Origin of the sequence: Rossellomorea vietnamensis (genome assembly GCF_008180415.1) — a bacterium.
Taxonomy (GTDB): domain Bacteria; phylum Bacillota; class Bacilli; order Bacillales; family Bacillaceae_B; genus Rossellomorea; species Rossellomorea vietnamensis_C.
This window is the reverse complement of the sequence record NZ_VTEI01000001.1, coordinates 152,523-171,959: the sequence shown is the minus strand read 5'-3', so window position 1 is coordinate 171,959 and position 19,437 is coordinate 152,523. Positions and strand designations below refer to the sequence as shown.

Below are 19,437 nucleotides of genomic sequence, written 5' to 3'. Positions count from 1 at the left end.
AAACTCCTTTTTTGAATTTTCTAAATAATTTCAGAGAAGAAAAAACTCTTGTCATTAGTTTAAATATGTGTAAATATATGTGTCAAGACACCTGTAAATATTGTGGAGGGGTCAATGTGAAAAAAGCAGATGTAATTATAGTCGGAAGCGGACTTGCAGCCTTGCAGACCGCACGTGAGTTAAATCCGGAATTGAATGTGATGATTATCACAAAGGGAACAAGAAGAGGAAGTAATTCGTATATGGCACAGGGCGGCATCGCAGCTGTTGTGGCAAAAGATGATAATATAGCCAGGCATTTTGAAGATACACTGGAAGCTGGGCGCGGGCATCAGATCGAGGAGGAAGTTCATTCGCTCGTGACAGAAGGACAGCGGATTGTTCAGGAGCTTGTCGATGAAGGTGCTCCATTCGACAGGAACAATGATGGCACACTGAGCTTAGGAATGGAAGGGGCTCACAGCAGGAAGCGTATCCTTCATTGTGGGGGAGATGAGACAGGCAGATTTCTGATCGAGCATTTTTTGAAAACCCTTTCAGAAAATATCAGCTGGGTGGAAGAAGAGATGGTTTTTGAATTACTGCAGAACAGCGAGGGTGCTTGTATCGGAGTGAAAACCATGAATCGGAAGGGTGCCATTCATGCGTATTATGCACCAATCGTTGTGATGGCTGCCGGTGGAGCCGGAGGACTATATTCATCTACCTCCAACCATCCTACCGTGACTGGTGATGGAATGGCGGCGGCGTTTAGAGCGGGAGCTTATATCGCGGATGCGGAATTCATTCAATTTCATCCGACGCTCCTCTATGTGGACGGGAAAACGAAGGGGCTGATTTCCGAAGCTGTCAGGGGAGAAGGTGCACACCTTTTTAACGATGCCGGCGAAAGAATCATGGAGGGGGTTCACCCGCTTAAAGAGCTTGCTCCAAGGCATGTGGTGGCACAGCGGATTTTTGAACAGAGGCAAATGGGCAGAGATGTCTATTTATCTATCAAACTAATAAATCAGTTTGAAGCGAAGTTTCCTTCCGTCAGTGCTATGTGCAAAGAGAACGGAATCGATCTGTCCCTTGGCAGGATCCCGGTTTCACCGGGCTGCCACTTTATGATGGGCGGAATCGTGATAGACTCAGCTGGAAAAACGAATGTAGAAGGGCTTTATGCAGTAGGGGAAGCGGCCTGCAGCGGAGTCCACGGCGCCAATAGGCTTGCCAGCAACTCTCTGCTGGAAGGGCTTGTATATGGAAAGAGACTCGCACACGGGATCAATGCTCAAAAAAGACCGCTTCTTTTCAACCCTGAAGAAGAGAAGGACACTCAAGCGAGAGAGCCTGAGAGAAAATCAGCTGCTCTCTTTGATGTGAAGGAATTTCAAGATCGGATGATGGATTCTGCAGGAATTATCAGGGATAGCGTGAAGCTTGAAGCACATTTGAACTGGCTTCACGGCATCGATTTCCAACTGGACGACAACCTGGATGCACTTCAACCAAAGGACATCGGAAAGTATTTCATGTGGATCAACAGCCTGATTGTAACAAGAGCTGCTCTTTTACGGACAGAAAGCCGGGGAGGGCATATCAGAAGTGACTTTCAGGAAGAAGACGATACCTTTTGGCTGAAGAGGCGGATCATACACGCATTAGAAGACGGAGAAATGAGGACGTGGATCGATGAACAAGTTAAAACTAAAATCTATGCTTGAGCAATTTTACCTTGAGGATCTGGGGGACGGAGACCTCAGTTCTCAAGCATTATTTACACATGAAAACCAAAGTACATTTCATTTTATCGCGAAAGAAGCCGGTATATTTTGCGGGCGTGAAGTAATCATGGCAGGCTTTAAAGTCATGAACCCGGAAATATTAGTAAATATTTACAGGGAAGACGGTGAAAAAGTAGAAGCCGGAACTGTGATAGCGAAAGCTTTCGGACCTGCAGCAGACCTGCTCCAGGCTGAACGCGTGATCTTAAACCTGGTCCAGCGGATGAGCGGGATCGCGACACAGACGGGAAAAGTCGTGGAACTGGTGAAGGATTATCCTGTACGTATATGCGACACACGAAAGACGACTCCGGGACTGCGCATGCTTGAAAAATACGCCGTAAGATGCGGGGGAGGGTTCAATCACCGCAGCGGTCTTTACGATGCAGTCATGCTTAAGGATAATCACATCTCATTCAAAGGCTCAATTTCTTCTGCTGTAAAAGAGGTAAAGAGCAAGCTTGGACATACAGTGAAAGTGGAGGTTGAAATCGAAACCCGCGATGGTCTCCGGGAAGCTGTAGACAGCGGTGCGGATATCATCATGTTTGATAACCGCACACCAGAGGAAATTGCAGAGTGGATTGGGGATGTTCCGCCGCATGTTATCACAGAGGCGTCCGGCGGAATCGGGATTGAGAATGTAGCCGACTATGCTAAATCTGGTGTTCACTATATATCGCTGGGATTTTTGACACATAGCATAAAAGGACTTGATATTAGCGCAAAAGTGCTCAATTGAAATAAGCAGCGGGAAGAGGAAAGGGGTAATCGAATATGGGTATTTTACAGACATTAAAGCAGAACACATATGAACTGCCGGAAAAATATAAGAATTTGTCCATTGGGGAAATGGAAGCAAGAGTCAGGGAAATCAAAGCACAGCTCGGCACGAAGCTTTTCATACCAGGACACCATTATCAAAAGGATGAGGTTGTCCAATTCGCGGATACAACAGGAGACTCGCTTCAATTGGCGCAGGTATCCGCTGCGAACAGTGAAGCGGAATACATTGTTTTCTGCGGTGTGCATTTCATGGCAGAGACAGCGGACATCCTTACAAATGAAAACCAGAAAGTCATCCTGCCTGATATGAGAGCGGGATGTTCGATGGCCGATATGGCGGACATCCATCAAACAGAAAGAGCATGGGAAATGCTTCAGAACCAATTCGGGGATACCATCCTGCCGCTGACTTATGTGAATTCAACAGCAGCCATAAAATCTTTTGTCGGCAAAAATGGCGGAGCGACTGTCACTTCCTCCAATGCTCATAAAATGGTGGAATGGGCACTCTCTCAAAAGGAAAGAATCTTATTCCTTCCTGACCAGCACTTGGGAAGAAATACAGCCGCTGACCTTGGAATCGACTTAAATGACATGGCTGTCTGGGATCCAATCAGAAATGAATTGATTCATGAAGGAGATGCCGAGCGCATTAAAGTGATCCTCTGGAAAGGCCATTGTTCCGTCCATGAGAATTTCACCCTGAAAAACATAGCGGATGTGAGGGAACAGTATCCGGAAATGAATATTATCGTCCATCCGGAGTGCCGCAGAGAAGTGGTTGAAGCTTCGGATGATAACGGATCGACAAAGTATATTATCGATACCATTAAAAAGGCAGCACCGGGAACCGCCTGGGCAATTGGCACAGAAATGAACCTGGTCAAGAGGCTGATCAATGAACACACTGACAAACATATCATTTCATTGAACCCCCATATGTGTCCCTGCTTGACGATGAACCGAATCGACCTGCCGCATTTACTGTGGTCATTGGAGAACATCGTGGACAACCAACCGGAAAATATTATTAAAGTTGACGAAGAAACAGCTCAAAACGCCATCCTTTCACTGGACAGGATGCTGGCAAGGGCTTAATAGAAAAATTATTATAGAAACGCACTGAGTTTAAATTCAGTGTGTTTTTTTGAATATTTAAAGGGTAAATACGTTCTTTATGACAGGTCCTCACAAGTAAAAAACGAGAGAAAAAAGGCGTTTTTTCCTTTTATTCTCCAGTTATTTGAGCGAGAGGGTCTAGACGCCGGAACTAGACGCCCGCTAATCCCGCAGGAGGTCTTACGCCTTCAGGTGCAATCCTCATAAGCAAAGAGGGAGGAAGGTGAAGCTACATTCTAAAAAAACAATAAACGGAGGAACAGCTCTTTCCTTCTTCCTTACCAGGATATTTCCTGTGAATAATGGAGTTACCTTACAAAGTTCATTGAAAAAAGCAACAAGTTTACAAAAGGCTGTTTTCGCATAGATTGCTGCTTTCGGATATCCCCGGATACTAAGAGTTTTATCTCTTATCGAGGAAGAGTAGCTGTTTTCTTTTTGATGTTATGTTACCGATTTTTACCATGTTAATATGGTTATTTTTTCGGGAATAATATAAAATAGCAACAAAGTTTACGAACAGAGCCTTATAAAAAGAGTCTTTTCTCTTGAAGGAGGGCTAACCCTCTTCATGTCACACTTCTCAATTCCACACTCCATCAATATCTTCACTATAAAACTTCAAAGCCTTTTCATACCTCTTCAGCCACTCATTATCAGCGGAAGTAATGAGGGTATTTAACAGAAGCGTAACGGATTCTTTATGTTCTCCCAAGTTATAGAGTGTCATCGCGTAAAATAGTTTTAAAGCAGGATTTTCAGGGAATTGTTCTAGGCCTGCGCTTAATACATCCTTTGCATATTGATATTCCCCGAGGCATCTGTAGCTGCTGCCAAGCTGGATAAAAGCTGCTTCAAGCTTTTCCCCCTGGATTCCATTTTCGATTGCCCGGCGGTAATGCGGTATGGCATTGGTCTCCAATCCCATTGAATCATTCGCCGATGCAAGATAAAAATTAACTTGAGGATCTTCCGGTGTCTGCTGGACACATTTTTCGAGCATCACTTTTGCCTCTTCGTATTCCCTATTTTCTAATTTGGTTATTGCCTCATTAAGCATAAGGCTGCCTCCAATCGTTTCTGTAATTTTAAGAGTAGTGCGTTTATTTTAGCAAAAGTTCTGTCACTTCTAAACAGAAAAAGTATAAGCGCTGATGCCCGGCTAAATGTTATACTCTCAAAAGAATATTTTACGTGTGAGAGTGGAAGCAGGCTCTTCTCTGGGTATATCTTTTTCCGAAAAGTCTAACTCATGTCCTAATGGGGTCCTTCTGGGTACATGGCTTGGCCGGAAACCGCCGACTCATGTCTTCACGTGGCCCTTCTGGATACATATCTCTGACTAAAACCTGCAACTTATGTCCTCATAGGGCCCTTCTGGATACATATCTCTGACTAAAACCTGCAACTTATGTCCTCATAGGGTCCTTCTGGGTACATATCTTTGTCTAAAACCTSCAACTCATGTCCTCATGCTGTCCTTCTGGATACACGTCTTGGTCTGAAACCTCCAACTTATGTCCTCACATGTGTCTTCTGGATACATATCTCTGACTTAAACCTGCAACTCATGTCCTCATAGGGTCCTTCTGGGTACATATCTTTGCTAGAAACTGCCGACTCATGTCCTCACCCGCGCCGTCTGGGTACACGTCTTGGCCGGAAACGCCRACTCATGTCTTCACCCGCGTCGTCTGGGTACACGTCTATGCCGGAAATCGCCGACTCATGTCCTCACAGGGACCTTCTGGATACATATCTCTGTCTGAAACCGCCGACTCATGTCYTCACCCGCGYCGTCTGGGTACACSTCTATGYCCGAAAAGTCCAACTCATGTCATCACATGCGTTTTCTGGATACATATCTCTGTCTGAAACTGCCGACTCATGTCCTCACCCGCGTCGTCTGGGTACACGTCTTGGCCGGAAACGCCAACTCATGTCCTCACCCGCGTCGTCTGGGTACACGTCTTGGCCGGAAACGCCGACTCATGTCCTCACCCGCGCCGTCTGGGTACACGTCTATGCCCGAAAAGTCCAACTCATGTCCTCACGTGCGTCATCTGTTGACTCACTTAAATAGAAAGAGTAATTCAACCCGCATATTTTCTCTTGTTAGAAAAAAAATATTCCCCCCTCAATACACCCAGCTGCGTCATGGAGACACAGCGGCAGGTAAGCTCTGGAGAGGTATATTTATTTTCGGAAATTCATAAGTATTTATGTAGATTGTTAGCACTTTGCCTATTTAGCGACATAGGATATATAGACTTATGCCTGAGGAGGGAATAAATAGTGAAAATCCATATCGTACAAAAAGGAGATACTCTTTGGAATATCAGCAAAAAATACGGCGTGAATTTCGAAGAGTTAAAAAAGATGAATGCCCAGCTGTCTAACCCCGATATGATTATGCCTGGTATGAAGATAAAAGTTCCAACATCGGGCGGGATGGTAAAAAAAGAAATGGCAAAGAAAGAAATGCCAATGAAAGAGATGCCGAAAGCACAGCACCCTTTTGCCCAGCAAAAGCCGAATGCTATGCCGGTGGAATCTCCGAAAGAAGCAATACAGCCAGCGCCTAAGAAAGAGATGCCGATCAAAGAAATGCCGAAAAAACCATATACGCCAAAAATGCCGCAGCCGGTCATTCCGGAAATCGACATCAATAATTATTACATGATGAACATGGCGAATATGCAAATGCAGACTCAGCCGATGCAGCAGGCACCAAAAGCTCCACAAAAGATGCCGAAAGCACCGCAGGCTCAAAAAGCACCGCAAGCGCCGAAAGCACCGCAAGTTCCTAAAGCTCCACAAACTTTGCCACAAGCATCCAAAGCACCGACCCTGCCTAAACCTAAAGATATGCCGGGAGCTGTTGGAGGAGTGCAGGATGAAGAAAGTCCGGAAAGCCCGCAAATGCAGATGCCATACGGACAGCCAATGCCTTATTCACAGCCAATGGAGGAGTATTGTGTACCTGCATCCCCTATTATGCCTGGAAGCGGATTGGGACCGATGCACGGCGGACAGCCGATGCATGGAGGATATCCAATGCAGGGAGGCGGCTACCCAATGGGTCCAATGGGGCAAGTGCAAGGTGCTTCAATGATGCCTCAAGGCCTGCCGGGAATGCAGCAAATGCCAATGGGTTATGATGAAGAATCATCTTCCTTCATGCCTTATATGCCCCAGCAGATGGGTGCTCCGATGGGCGGCGGAATGATGGGGCCGATGGGTTCACCTTCAGCTGTGGCCGGAGTACAAGATGACGGTGGATTCCCGTCCGGGCAGATGCCAATGGGCGGAATGCCGCAGGGAATGGGTCCATATCCAGGAATGATGGGGCCGGATGATTGTTATCCTGTATCTCCTGTAATGCCGGGACCGGGCTTTGGCAATCCGGGATTCGGAGGTCCAGGCGGCTTTGGCAATCCAGGAATGGTTTCGCCTGAGGGATACGGTAATCCTGGCGGAGGCTACGGAAACCCTTATGGGCAGATGCCGCAAGTACAGGGTGCCATGATGGAAGAATCACCTGGAATGCAGGGTATGCCTATGTATGGTATGCCAATGCAAGGTATGCCTATGCAGCAGGGAGGCTGCGGCTGCGGTAGTCCACAGCTTACCGGTCAATATGGACCCTCGCCTGGGGTGATGCAAGGAATGCCTCACGGGCAGGGCATGATGTCTCCATACGGCCCGGGAATGATGCAACAGGGAGCCGGTAATCCGGGAATGTACGGTCAGGGAGCATTCGGGATGCCGCGTTTTGAAGATGACTTCGAAGATTGATATGACAAGTGGAGACGGATTTCAAAATCGTCTCCTTTTTTTATTAAAAAGCAAACTTGGAAGCCAAACCCTCACTCTGAGAAAGATTAAAGAAGGAAAATGGAAAGTCCAAACAGATTATGGGAATTGGTTTTTAAAGCTTTATTCTTCTTCTCGAAGATTGGAGCTTCAAAAAGAAGTGATGGAAGAGCTCAGCAAAGAAGGTTTTATAAAAATCCCTTCTTTTCATCCCATTCATCAGACTGACAGTATTGTAATAGATGGAAAAGCCGCTGGTCTAACGAAATGGATCAATACAGTAGGCAATTTCACATACCACACATATTCCGAAAGACAGGAAGCACTTGCTGTACTTGAAAAATTTCATCGCATCTCACGCGCTGCTTTGATGAGGAAGGAATTTAATTCATTGAAGGACCAGAGACTGCTGGAAAAATGGAGGGCAAGACTGGATGAATTCGTTGGAAACAGACAAAAGCTTAGTGTTTTGGTTCCGCTTGAAGTCATTGATACTTATATATTGCTGGGGGAACAAGCTCTGGCAGGCATGGTGAAATCCGGATTCAGCGAAGAACCTTGCATTCTTCATGGAGATTTGGCGCATCACAATTTTCTCCGCGATACAAATCAGGAGCTGCTCATCATAGATCTGGATTTAATATCCTCAGGTCCTCCCGAAGTGGATTATATTCAATTTGCCAACAGAATTTTTCCGCATATAAACTGGTCGCTGGATTTGTTATGGAAACATGGGCAGCTTTCCAAATATAAAGAAAGCAGTACTTTTTTACACAGTATTCTTTATTCATCGGACATCTTCAGGGAATGGAATCGGTTCTTTCGTGAAAGCCGAAGCTACCAGAAAAGTGTCTGGTATTACTTGATTGACCTGACGCTGTATCAGTTTCAGTCAAGAATGGCGTGCTGCAGGGAAATACAAAAGAATTTGTGAAGGCAGCTAGTGGAAAGGAGATGAACTCCACTTAAAGAAAGCTGGACTGTGGGAAACAGATTAAATAAAAGGCTCTTTTTGCAAAGATTGTGGCTTTTCTAATCGAAGGGATTTCCGCTCCAGGCGCACGACCCCGAGGGGCGGGCGTTGAGCCTCCTCGGCTTCGCCTGCATATAAAGTGGAAGCGCCCTGTCAGCCCCGACAGGCAAATGTTATGCATCGAAAAACAGGTGGTCTTTCCTTTTATTCGATGCGGGTTATTTGACCCCGAGGGGCTAGGCGCTGGAACTAGACTCCCGCTAGTCCCGCAAGAGGTCGCACGCCTTCCGCTCCAATCATCCTACGTAAAAGGGAAGGAGGGAAAAATCATTTGAAATCAAAAATCTTTTAGAAAAACTCCCAAGAAGGCAACTCCGCCACCATCTATCTTAAAAAAAGCTATTATAGTCACCCTCACAGTATAAGTACGATTTAAAGTGGATAAGATAATAGTTTTGCCAAGCCGAAATCTCCCTTTTTCATGCAACGTTAGTTCTTGTTTTTCAGCAAAATTCTGCGGAAGGATTCATCCAAATTCAGGAGACGTGTCCAGCTTTTTGTCCCCGCAAAACAGAATTATCCTCAAAAGGTTTCCGCAAGCTAACAAGGAGCGATTATGCTCAAAGTTTGCGGAAGAGGGTGGCTTCAATGCATAAAAAGCTTTTGCTGATTCCTTTATCTGCGATCCTTCTCGGAGCTTGTAACGGAGCCGAGGATGCTGCAGGCGGACAGAGTGCAGACTCTTACGAACCGATGGGTTTTTATTCCAATGAAGGGCATGGGAATGACAAAAATGAAGACCGGGACGGCCCGATAACAGAATGGTATGATCATTCAATCGGGCAGGAAGGGCAGGCAATCAGAGAAGGAAAAAGGCGGTACCTTCATGTGAGAGATACGGATGGGAATCCGCAAAACCCTTCCAAACCTCTTGCGGAAGATGATCGCAACTTTTTCCTGCAGGATGAAAGAGCGAGCCATGGAGATGCCAATTATCACGGCCATTTGGATGATAATACAAGGCAAGCACGGCGTTCCTACTACACGGCTTATGAAGGCGATCTTGCCGAAAAAATAGGAGATATTACTGCTTCCATCGAGAATGTCAATGATGTCCGCTCGGTCACCTACGGAACCAATGTCTTGATAGCGGTTGACCTTGAAGATGATAACAGGTTTGAAGAGACAGAGAAAAAAATCGAGAGGGCCGTACAGCCATATTTAAAAGGCAGGACAGTCACTGTGGCGTCCGACGAAGGAACTTTCAGCCGTATCCGCAACATCGACAACGATTTGCGGGATGGCGGTCCCCGGGAAGCTATTCAGATGGACATACACGATATATTAAGGTCGATAAGAGGCGAAGGATAAGGCGGGGAGTTCCCCGCTTTTTTGTGCTGCAGCTGGAATTGAAATTTAATGAAGGGATTTTTTAGCGGGTTGATAGTTACGTGTGGTCATACCTGTACATATGGGCTTTTCTATCCTAAGGATTCTTTCATCTTATCGAGTTATTCCTGTTGAATCCTGCGACAGTTTTTGGAATTCGTACATGCAGAGAAATTATAGAAAAATATCCCTCTAAGGGGGATATTTTTGTTAAAAAATGGTCAGACTATTATCAGTGATTAAAGAAATGTATCATTGTCCGTTTGATTCACGGACAATAAACTAACAAGTTTGAGGTGATCACGATGACGGTTAAAATTCGAGTCGTGTTTATGGTAATGTTGCTGATCGGCGCGTTTTATTTCACTTTCTTTCATGATGACGGAAAGATCGAGAAAGAAGCCGCAGAGAATCCGCAGGCGGCTGAAGAGGTTGATACAGCACCCGATCCCCATCAGGTAGATGTAATCTTGGAGCGCGTTTACCTTGATGGTGAGGTTAGTGAAGAAATCAAGTCTGAAACCATTTGGTCCATGGAGGACTTCTGGGCAGGCTATGCCGCCTGGGAACTCGTTGATATGACCGAAGAACAAGTCGTTTTCCGCCAGGATGTTGATGATATATCTCCCTTGTTGAAATCAAACGGCTACTTTGGCATTTCAGATGACGGAGTGCTTTCTATCTTTAATGGAAGGCCAGGCCAGTCTGAAATCATCCAATCTTTTTTTCAACTCGATATACAAAAGCTTGAAAGCGGAAAGCGTGATGAACTGGTGAAAGGAATACCAGTGAAATCAAAGCAAAGTTATGAACAAGTCATTCAAAGCTTTCAACCTTATTCATTGAAAGAAGATGCTTCTTTTGAGTAAAACCGGCTGAATACCTGAGCCGGTTATTTTTTGTTGAAAGCTGTCTTCGCAAAGATTGTGGCTGCTTTAGATGAAATGGATTTCCGCTGCAGGCGCACGACTCCGCGGGGCGGGCGCGTGAACTAGACGACCGCTGCTCCCTCAGGAGAACGTACGCCTTCCGCTTCAATCCTCTACGTAAAAGGAACTGATGTTAAAATCGCATTTTTAATCAGCATCCCCTTCAGGTACTAAGATTTCTCTCTAAACGGCGAGCAGTTCATTTCTTTTGGCTTATCAGAATATAAAGCAGGTATCTTACAAAGTTAATAATAAAATAGCAAAAAAGTTTACGAAAACAGCCTTGTTGATAGAAGATAATTTAGGGCAAGTTATGTCTTTCTCCTGTTTTTTTGGTAGAATAAGAACAGATGTTTTGGGTGGTGATATAGGAATTATCAGAAAGCCCGAAAACCGTCATTCTTATGGTACAATGAAGTGATTAAGGGAGAGAAGATATCAAATGTATGAATATATAAATGGAACTGTAAAAAGAGTGGGACCGGAATATGTGGTCCTTGAAAATGCCGGTATCGGTTATCAGATTTTCACAAGTAATCCATTCCTGTTTTCAAAATATGAGAATCAAGAGAAAACGATATATACATATCAGCACGTGAGAGAAGATATTTTGGCGCTGTACGGTTTTCTGACGATGGAAGAAAAGCTGTTGTTCATCAAGCTGCTGAATGTGTCGGGGATTGGTCCGAAGGGGGCTCTCGCCATTCTTGCCAGCGGTGCCCCTGAACAAGTCATCTCGGCAATTGAAGGGGAAGACGAGGGGTTCTTGACAAAATTTCCTGGTGTAGGAAAGAAAACAGCGAGGCAGATGATCCTTGATTTAAAAGGCAAGCTGCAGGATGTTGTCCCGGATTACTTTCCAAACTTGTTTAATGAAGGGAAGCATGAGGCTGTCTCAAATAATGATGAATTGATCGAGGAAGCGGCTCTTGCGTTGAAGGCACTCGGCTATTCAGAAAGAGAAATCAAAAAGGTCACACCGAAGCTGACTTCTCAGGGGAAAACGACTGATGAGCTCATCAAGGATGCCTTGAAATTATTATTGAAATAGTGATCAAGAAAGGAGGCGGAGCTGTTGGAAGAGAGAGTTGTATCTTCAGAAGCAGAAACAAGCGATCATTCCTTTGAACTTTCCTTAAGACCGCAGACATTAAATCAATATATTGGACAAGATAAAGTAAAGAATAACCTCGGTATCTTCATTGAAGCAGCAAGGATGAGGCAGGAAACACTGGATCACGTTCTCCTTTATGGGCCTCCGGGTCTTGGGAAAACGACCCTTGCGGCTGTCATCGCAAACGAAATGGGCGTCAATTTACGGACCACTTCAGGGCCTGCAATCGAACGTCCTGGGGATTTGGCGGCAATCCTGACTTCTTTGGAACCCGGGGATGTACTCTTCATAGACGAAATTCACAGGCTGCCGCGGTCAATAGAAGAAGTCCTGTATCCTGCAATGGAGGATTTCTGCCTTGATATTGTGATTGGGAACGGTCCTAGTGCCCGTTCTGTCCGCCTTGATCTGCCTCCTTTTACATTGGTGGGGGCAACGACAAGAGCCGGCGCCCTTTCCGCTCCGCTCCGAGACCGTTTTGGAGTATTGTGCAGGCTGGAGTATTATAATGAGGAACAGCTCCGGGAAATTGTCATCCGGACGTCCGAAATCCTGGATACAGTAATTGACGGCTTGGCCTCGGTGGAGCTCGCAAAAAGGTCAAGGGGGACTCCCCGGATCGCCAACCGACTCCTGCGAAGGGTCAGGGATTTCGCCCAGGTACGGGGCAATGGAGAAATCACTGCCGACATGGCAAATCATGCCCTGGAACTGCTGCAGGTAGATAAACTGGGACTTGATCATATAGACCATAAATTACTGAAGGGCATCATCGAAAGATTCAAAGGCGGACCGGTCGGGCTCGATACAATAGCGGCAAGTATCGGTGAAGAATCTCATACTATTGAAGATGTTTATGAACCGTATCTGCTGCAAATCGGGTTCCTTCAGCGGACACCAAGAGGGAGAACGGTCACCGCTCTTGTTTACGACCATTTTGGACTGGAGGTTCCCAACGCATGACAGGGCTTCCTAAGTTCATGATGATAGCTGGTGCAGTGCTGCTTATTCTTGGTTTCTTAATGGCATTTACGAAACTTGGAAGGCTGCCAGGCGATATCATTATTAAGAAAGAAAATTCAACATTTTATTTTCCAGTGATGACTTCCATTATCGCCAGTATAGTATTATCATTGATTTTTTACATTATCGGCAGGTTTAGATAGGAGACATAGAAGGTGAAAGTTCTCTGCCAAGGAAGCGGAGAACATTATCCACCATGTTTATCCTCTAAAATTCACTGCTTTGCAGCCTGGATATCATTGTTTTCCAGCTAGAGCAGAGAGATTAGTTATTATTGAAAGAATTATTATTATAAAAAGTAAGGTGAGAACTTTGAAGGTTGAAGATTTTGATTTCCATCTGCCGGAAGAACTGATTGCCCAGACTCCTCTTGAGAAACGTTCAGAGAGCAGACTGATGGCTATCGACCGCAAGAGTGGAGATCTGCAGCATAAAACATTTAAAGATGTGACAGACTTCCTGAAAGAAGGAGACTGTCTGGTATTGAATGACACTCGTGTCCTTCCTGCCCGATTATTCGGAATCAAAGAAGAAACCGGAGCCAAAATCGAGGTGCTTCTCCTGAAACAAGAGGAAGGAGATTCTTGGGAAACCCTTATCAAACCGGCTAAAAGAGTAAAAGTCGGAACCAGGATTTCTTTTGGTGAGGGTAAATTGAGTGCCGTATGTACGGAAGAGAAGGAACAAGGAGGACGGATTCTGGAGTTCCATTACGAAGGGATTTTCTATGAAGTCCTTGATGAACTCGGGGAAATGCCGCTTCCTCCATATATCAGCGAGAAACTCGACGACCAGGACCGCTATCAAACGGTTTTTGCCCGTGAAAGAGGATCTGCGGCTGCACCGACTGCCGGCCTTCATTTTACTGAAGAGCTGCTTGACAGCATCAGAGCAAAAGGAGTGCATGTCGCATTTATCACTCTGCATGTCGGTCTGGGGACATTCCGCCCAGTATCAGTTGACAGTATTGATGAACATGACATGCATTCGGAGTTTTACCAAGTTACCGAAGGAACCGCACGCCTTCTTAATGATGTCAAAGAAAGCGGCGGCCGGATCATCACAGTCGGTACAACTTCTACCAGAACATTGGAGACCATTGCTTCTAAGCATGGAAAGTTCGTGGAAGAAAGCGGCTGGACAGATATTTTCATTTATCCTGGATATGAATTCAAGGCAATTGACGGCCTGATCACCAACTTTCATTTGCCGAAATCAACGTTGATCATGCTTGTCAGCGCCTTTACAAGCAGGGAAATCATTTTGAACGCTTATAATACAGCTGTAGAGGAAAAGTACAGATTTTTCAGCTTTGGCGGCAGCATGCTGATTCTGTAAAATTGGAAGGAGTTAGACGATTTGACTGCAATTCGTTACGAACATTTTAAAACATGTAAACAAACTGGAGCCCGTTTAGGCAGAGTGCATACTCCGCACGGCTCTTTTGACACACCGGTATTCATGCCTGTCGGTACACTGGCTACGGTTAAGACGATGTCCCCGGAAGATTTAAAAGCCATGGAAGCCGGGATCATTCTCAGCAACACCTATCACCTTTGGCTGAGACCCGGCCATGAAATCATCAGGGAAGCGGGCGGACTGCATAAGTTCATGAATTGGGACCGTGCTATCCTCACAGATTCAGGCGGTTTTCAAGTCTTCAGTCTAAGCGAGTTCCGCAAAATTGAAGAAGAAGGAGTCCACTTCAGAAACCATTTGAACGGCGACAAATTGTTCCTCAGCCCGGAAAAAGCGATGGAAATTCAAAATGCCCTTGGTTCAGATATTATGATGGCCTTTGATGAATGTCCTCCATACCCTGCGGAACATGAATACATGAAGCGCTCTGTGGAGCGGACTTCCAGATGGGCGGAGCGCTGTCTTGAAGCCCATCAGCGTCCAGAGGATCAAGGATTGTTCGGGATTGTACAGGGAGGGGAATATGAGGATCTTCGCCGTCAAAGCGCCAAGGACCTTGTTTCACTGGACTTCCCGGGTTATGCAGTCGGCGGTCTCTCTGTTGGGGAGCCGAAGGATGTCATGAACAAAGTCCTTGAATTCACGACTCCGCTGCTTCCGGATAACAAACCAAGATATTTAATGGGAGTAGGTTCACCGGATGCCTTGATTGATGGAGCCATCAGAGGGATCGACATGTTCGACTGTGTTCTTCCAACGCGTATTGCCAGAAACGGGACATTGATGACGAGCAAGGGCCGCCTGGTCGTAAAGAATGCGAAATTTGCCCGTGATTTTAACCCTATTGATGAAAATTGTGACTGTTACACATGCCGTAATTACAGCAGGGCTTACATCCGCCACTTGATTAAATCCGACGAATCATTTGGGATTAGGCTTACGACTTATCATAACCTTCATTTTCTGTTAAAATTAATGGAGCAAGTCAGACAAGCGATCCGAGAAGATCGTCTGGGGGACTTTAGAGAAGAATTTTTTGAAGCGTATGGATATAATCGTCCTGATGCAAAAAACTTCTGATTTTGGGATGTCTTTCATAAGAATAAAACATCCTCACTCGAAAGGAGGTTGAAAAATGGATACGTTTGCTACTTTAATACCTTTACTGCTTATGTTCGTACTGTTCTACTTCTTGTTGATCCGTCCGCAGCAAAAGCGCCAGAAAGCGGTACAGAATATGCAGAATGAACTGCAAAAAGGCGATAAGATCATCACGATCGGCGGTTTGCACGGAATCATCGATGCAATCGAAGAAGGTGCCATCGTCGTGAAATGTGGAGATGGAAGCCGTCTTACATACGACAGGAACGCTGTACGTGAAGTCATCAAAGCATAATGGAAAGAGCTGCAATGAAAAATGCAGCTCTTTTTCTATGGCTATTTTCTTAAATTTAAATAATGAGAATGAGATTTCCAATAAACAATATGGCGCATCCAGGGGAAGGACGAAAGCAGTAATCTATATCAAGAAAGATCAGCAGCCTTAGTCATCCCTTTATAAAAGACTGTTTTTGCCTATATTGCAGCTTTCGGAAAAGTCCCAAGAGCCGGATTTTTCCCTTGGTATTAAGAGTTTTCTCTTTAATCGGGGAAGAGCAGTTCTTATTTCGGTTTTACTAAGTTATTTCTTCGCACTATGGTTTTTTTAGGAAATAGTATGGAATAGCAATAAAGTTTACGGGAAGAGCCTTATAAAAACAAATTGAAGCACTGCATCCATTAGATGCAGCGCTGATCATGACTTGCCCCCGCTGATATTTACTCCTAATATACCGCCCATCATACAGGTGACGATGAAGCAGCCATGATAAACAAATTGTTTAACTGAAAACAAGGAGTCATATCCCAGATATTGAAATAACAAGACCCCAACGGAAAATAACAGTCCAGTAAGACCTCCTAGCACCAATCCTTTTTCTTTGCCCTTCCCGCCTGACATAAATCCACCGACGAATAAAGCTAGAAATGAAATAATAGTGACCGCTAAGCTGATTGAACTTTCTTCCAAGCTGGTAAAACGAAGCATCAAAGCAAAAATCAGACTTGCTGCGACAGCAATGACTAAGATGGTCCCAGTTCCAAATAAAATCGCGCTTCCCATTTTCTTGGCTTCTATGGTCTCCCTCTCCTTTCCTTTCCAACATGAAAATTGCAAGCTTTTCCTAGTACAAGCATATTCGTGAAAGAAAAAAATAGACTATAATTTTTGGCGGCCAAGCTTCATACAATGATACAAGCAGTCTGTTCGATTTATTTTTTGCAGTTTTAATATACATAGAACCTAAAGGAGAGGGATGTATGTCACCCTTTATTATATTGGCGGTATTCATTGCCGTTTATATTTTATTGATTACCGAAAAGTGGAACAGGATACTCGCCAGCTTAGCCGGAGGAGTGGCCATGCTTTTGGTCGGGGCTTTTTCCATCGAAAAAGCATTATTCACCTATATTGACTGGAAGACGATCACCCTGCTGTTTTCCATGATGCTGATCGTCACTGTGACGAGCAAGACTGGTTTTTTCGAGTTTCTGGCTATCAGGCTGGCTCAGGCGGTCAATGGCAATGGACTGGCCCTCCTCGTTGTGTTCTCGCTCCTTTCAGCGGTAGGATCCGCCTTTTTAGCCAATGTGACAATCGCCATGCTTTTGGTGCCGATATTGTTTACGTTAACAAAAGTTCTGGACCTGCCGCCGCTGCCTTACTTAGTGATGATGATTCTGGCCTGCAATATCGGCGGGACTGCAACACTGATCGGAGACCCCCCGAATATGATGATCGGCCAGGCTGTAAAACATTTTACATTCAATGCTTTCTTGCAAAATCTTCTGCCTGTTGCTGCATTGATCCTGCTGATAACCATCATCATCATCTGTCTGATCTATAAAGACATTTTGATTGTAAGGGAAGATAAGAAACTATTATTGCGAGGTATAGAGGCCAAGTCATATTTAAAAAGAAATAAGGGACTGACAGCGGCTATCAGTGTGCTCGGCCTGGTGCTGGCTGGATTTTCTTTACACCCGGTCCTTCACCTCGATGTCACTTCCGTCGCCTTGGCAGGAGCCGTGCTGATCATGCTTCTGCTGGAGAAAATTTATGACCCTGAAGAAATCTTAAGAGAAGTGGAGTGGGGAACACTCTTTTTCTTCATAGGTCTCTTTTTACTAGTGGGGGGGATAGAAGAGGCGGGATTCATTGACGAGATTGCTCGGGAAATCATGAAATTGACGGAAGGAGATATGAAGACAACTGCATTTGTCATCTTATGGGGCACTGGTTTGCTCTCCGCAGTCGTCGACAACATCCCATTTGTGGCAGCGATGATCCCGGTTATCGAGGAGTTTCAGGAATTCGGTATGGTTGATATGGACCCTCTATGGTGGTCGCTCGCACTGGGAGCTTGTCTTGGCGGTAATGGGACGCTTCTTGGCTCATCCTCCAACCTTGTGATTGTCGGCCTTGCTTCAAAGGAAAGCGTACAAATAAAGTTTCATCATTACTTATTGATTGGGATCCCGATCACCCTGATATCTTTGGCGGTCTGTACGGTTTATATTTATTTTAAATATATAATTCCGTTTGTGGGGCATTAAGAGAGTTTTCTGATGGCCATCCTTTAATGGCAGGCAGCGTAGCATCAGCAAGATAAGAGGCTGGTGCTTTAAAGAGCGGATTAACTGTGTTTATACAACATGGAATTATCGCAAGTGGAATAAGATGCAGTTAAAGAGTGGGTTTAAACAGCATGAAATACTCGGAAAGCGGAAGATGATGAGTAAAAAGGTGGTTTAAACAGCACGAAATCCCCCGTAAGAGGAAGATGATGTAGTTAAAAGGCGGTTTAAACAGCATATATTACATAGAAAGCTGAAAATGATGCAGTACAAAAATGGTTTGAACAGCATGAACTCAATAAAAATAAGAGGAAATGCAGTTAAGCGAAGTGTAACCATCGCCGAATCCCACAAACAAACAACGATGCAGCCAGAAAGCCTGACAGCCATCATCAAAATCCCCAAAATCAAAAACCTATGCTGTCCTCACTAACCTCAGCCACCCTTAAACATCCATAGAAAAACTTACCTCTTATCTTTCCTTTCGCCAGGTGCATACTAAAGTGTGCAAAACGTACGTACCTGAAGGAGGAGAGGGACGTGGAGGAGTACTTGATCATCATAGTAAGGACGATCTTTTTATATGCAGTCATTTTATTCATTTTTCGGGTGATGGGCAAAAGGGAAATCGGTGAATTGAGTCTCCTCGATCTCGTTGTTTTCATCATGATAGCGGAAATGGCTGTTTTGGCTATTGAAGAGCCGAAAAGTGAATTAGTGAATACGCTTCTTCCGATGGGTGTCCTGATGCTCATTCAGATTACCACTGCTTTCTTATCGATAAAAAGCAAAAAGTTCAGGGAACTGGTCGATGGGAAGCCGACCGTCCTGATCAGTCATGGGAAAATTGATGAGAAGGCAATGAGGCAGCAGAGATACAATTTTGATGATCTGCTTCTGCAGCTGAGAGAGAAGGATGTCAGCAATGTAGCTGATGTGGAATTTGCCATCCTGGAGCCTTCAGGCACGCTGTCTGTTATCAAGAAATCTGAAAATAAGGGAGAAGGATCCTTAACACTTCCTTTGATTCTTGATGGCATTATTCAGCAGAACCATCTGGAGATGATCGGCAAAAATGAATTTTGGCTGCGAAAGAGGCTGAGGGAGAAGGAATACCACAACCTGGAGGAGATTTCTTTTTGCAGCTTTCAAAATGGCCAATTTTATGTAGATCTTCGAGATAAATAAAATCATGACAAAAGAAGCCATTACCTGTCCAAGCAGGTGATGGCTTTGATCATTAATTTAGGCTCTTTTTGTAAACTTTGTTACAAGCTTATATTAACTTCGTTAGATAACGGCTTTATTCTGCTAAGCCAAAGGAAATGTACTTTTCCCAGTTTAGAAAGAACTCTTAGTGTCTGGTGGGTGATACTGCCAAAAGCAAAATGAATGCGAAACCAGTCTATTTAATAGACTTTTTCT

Annotated in this window: 19 protein-coding genes; 17 read left to right on the top strand and 2 right to left on the bottom strand. The window is 44.8% G+C overall.

Translation table 11 applies throughout. The features are described 5' to 3' along the window. The first annotated feature begins 116 nt into the window (after positions 1-116). Genes nadB through nadA form a run of 3 tightly spaced genes read left to right on the top strand, consistent with a single transcriptional unit; the run spans position 117 to position 3,653 of the window. Positions 117-1,709, top strand: a complete 1,593-nt coding sequence (gene nadB / locus FZC78_RS00840) for an L-aspartate oxidase (RefSeq protein ID WP_252183461.1) — start codon at positions 117-119, stop codon at positions 1,707-1,709. Further along, complete coding sequence (nadC, locus tag FZC78_RS00835; RefSeq protein WP_148937805.1) at positions 1,678-2,511, top strand: carboxylating nicotinate-nucleotide diphosphorylase; 834 nt, start codon at positions 1,678-1,680, stop codon at positions 2,509-2,511. The genes nadB and nadC overlap by 32 nt, the downstream gene beginning before the upstream one ends. 35 nt (positions 2,512-2,546) lie before the next feature. Further along, a complete protein-coding gene (nadA, locus tag FZC78_RS00830) occupies positions 2,547-3,653 on the top strand; it encodes a quinolinate synthase NadA (RefSeq protein WP_148937804.1) in 1,107 nt (368 codons plus the stop codon). Between the two features lie 604 nt (positions 3,654-4,257). Here nadA and FZC78_RS00825 read toward each other — a convergent pair. Further along, a complete protein-coding gene (locus FZC78_RS00825; RefSeq protein ID WP_148937803.1) occupies positions 4,258-4,734 on the bottom strand; it encodes a tetratricopeptide repeat protein in 477 nt (158 codons plus the stop codon). A gap of 1,235 nt (positions 4,735-5,969) precedes the next feature. On the opposite strand from FZC78_RS00825, the gene safA reads away from it, so the two are divergent. From safA to yajC, 11 genes are all read left to right on the top strand, one after another. Continuing rightward, on the top strand, positions 5,970-7,472 hold the full coding sequence (gene safA / locus FZC78_RS24460; protein ID WP_148937802.1) for a SafA/ExsA family spore coat assembly protein: 1,503 nt from the start codon (positions 5,970-5,972) through the stop codon (positions 7,470-7,472). After that, on the top strand, positions 7,456-8,424 hold the full coding sequence (locus tag FZC78_RS00815; RefSeq protein ID WP_252183474.1) for an aminoglycoside phosphotransferase family protein: 969 nt from the start codon (positions 7,456-7,458) through the stop codon (positions 8,422-8,424). Before safA ends, FZC78_RS00815 begins: the two co-directional genes overlap by 17 nt. A 687-nt stretch (positions 8,425-9,111) precedes the next feature. Continuing rightward, positions 9,112-9,834 (top strand): YhcN/YlaJ family sporulation lipoprotein, encoded by a 723-nt coding sequence (locus FZC78_RS00810; RefSeq protein WP_148937800.1) that lies wholly within the window; start codon positions 9,112-9,114, stop codon positions 9,832-9,834. A 323-nt stretch (positions 9,835-10,157) separates the two neighbouring features. Beyond that, positions 10,158-10,721, top strand: a complete 564-nt coding sequence (locus FZC78_RS00805; RefSeq protein ID WP_148937799.1) for an intercompartmental signaling factor BofC — start codon at positions 10,158-10,160, stop codon at positions 10,719-10,721. A gap of 268 nt (positions 10,722-10,989) precedes the next feature. Continuing rightward, positions 10,990-11,202 carry a hypothetical protein gene (locus FZC78_RS00800; RefSeq protein ID WP_148937798.1) on the top strand — a complete coding sequence of 71 codons (213 nt, stop codon included), beginning with the start codon at positions 10,990-10,992 and terminating at the stop codon, positions 11,200-11,202. 21 nt (positions 11,203-11,223) lie between these two features. Beyond that, on the top strand, positions 11,224-11,832 hold the full coding sequence (ruvA, locus tag FZC78_RS00795; protein WP_148937797.1) for a Holliday junction branch migration protein RuvA: 609 nt from the start codon (positions 11,224-11,226) through the stop codon (positions 11,830-11,832). A 24-nt stretch (positions 11,833-11,856) separates the two neighbouring features. Next, positions 11,857-12,858 (top strand): Holliday junction branch migration DNA helicase RuvB, encoded by a 1,002-nt coding sequence (gene ruvB / locus FZC78_RS00790; protein WP_148937796.1) that lies wholly within the window; start codon positions 11,857-11,859, stop codon positions 12,856-12,858. Continuing rightward, the gene (locus tag FZC78_RS00785; RefSeq protein ID WP_148937795.1) at positions 12,855-13,061 is read left to right on the top strand and encodes a DUF2905 domain-containing protein; all 207 of its coding nucleotides are present in this window, start codon (positions 12,855-12,857) and stop codon (positions 13,059-13,061) included. The genes ruvB and FZC78_RS00785 overlap by 4 nt, the downstream gene beginning before the upstream one ends. 169 nt (positions 13,062-13,230) lie before the next feature. Beyond that, complete coding sequence (gene queA, locus FZC78_RS00780) at positions 13,231-14,256, top strand: tRNA preQ1(34) S-adenosylmethionine ribosyltransferase-isomerase QueA (RefSeq protein WP_148937794.1); 1,026 nt, start codon at positions 13,231-13,233, stop codon at positions 14,254-14,256. 21 nt (positions 14,257-14,277) lie between these two features. Then, a complete protein-coding gene (gene tgt / locus FZC78_RS00775; RefSeq protein ID WP_148937793.1) occupies positions 14,278-15,417 on the top strand; it encodes a tRNA guanosine(34) transglycosylase Tgt in 1,140 nt (379 codons plus the stop codon). A gap of 55 nt (positions 15,418-15,472) precedes the next feature. After that, entirely contained in the window at positions 15,473-15,733 is a 261-nt protein-coding gene (yajC, locus tag FZC78_RS00770; RefSeq protein WP_148937792.1) for a preprotein translocase subunit YajC, read from the top strand. Positions 15,734-16,132: 399 nt separating this feature from the next. Here the strand turns inward: yajC and FZC78_RS00765 are convergent, their stop codons facing one another. Further along, complete coding sequence (locus FZC78_RS00765) at positions 16,133-16,498, bottom strand: TIGR04086 family membrane protein (RefSeq protein ID WP_148937791.1); 366 nt, start codon at positions 16,496-16,498, stop codon at positions 16,133-16,135. Positions 16,499-16,695: 197 nt separating this feature from the next. On the opposite strand from FZC78_RS00765, the gene FZC78_RS00760 reads away from it, so the two are divergent. The 3 genes from FZC78_RS00760 (at position 16,696) to FZC78_RS00755 (ending at position 19,200) form a co-directional block, all read left to right on the top strand. After that, entirely contained in the window at positions 16,696-17,991 is a 1,296-nt protein-coding gene (locus tag FZC78_RS00760) for an ArsB/NhaD family transporter (protein ID WP_148937790.1), read from the top strand. Between the two features lie 280 nt (positions 17,992-18,271). Next, complete coding sequence (locus tag FZC78_RS23405) at positions 18,272-18,445, top strand: hypothetical protein (RefSeq protein WP_187444753.1); 174 nt, start codon at positions 18,272-18,274, stop codon at positions 18,443-18,445. Between the two features lie 107 nt (positions 18,446-18,552). Beyond that, positions 18,553-19,200 carry a DUF421 domain-containing protein gene (locus FZC78_RS00755; RefSeq protein ID WP_148937789.1) on the top strand — a complete coding sequence of 216 codons (648 nt, stop codon included), beginning with the start codon at positions 18,553-18,555 and terminating at the stop codon, positions 19,198-19,200. The last annotated feature ends 237 nt before the right edge of the window (positions 19,201-19,437 follow it).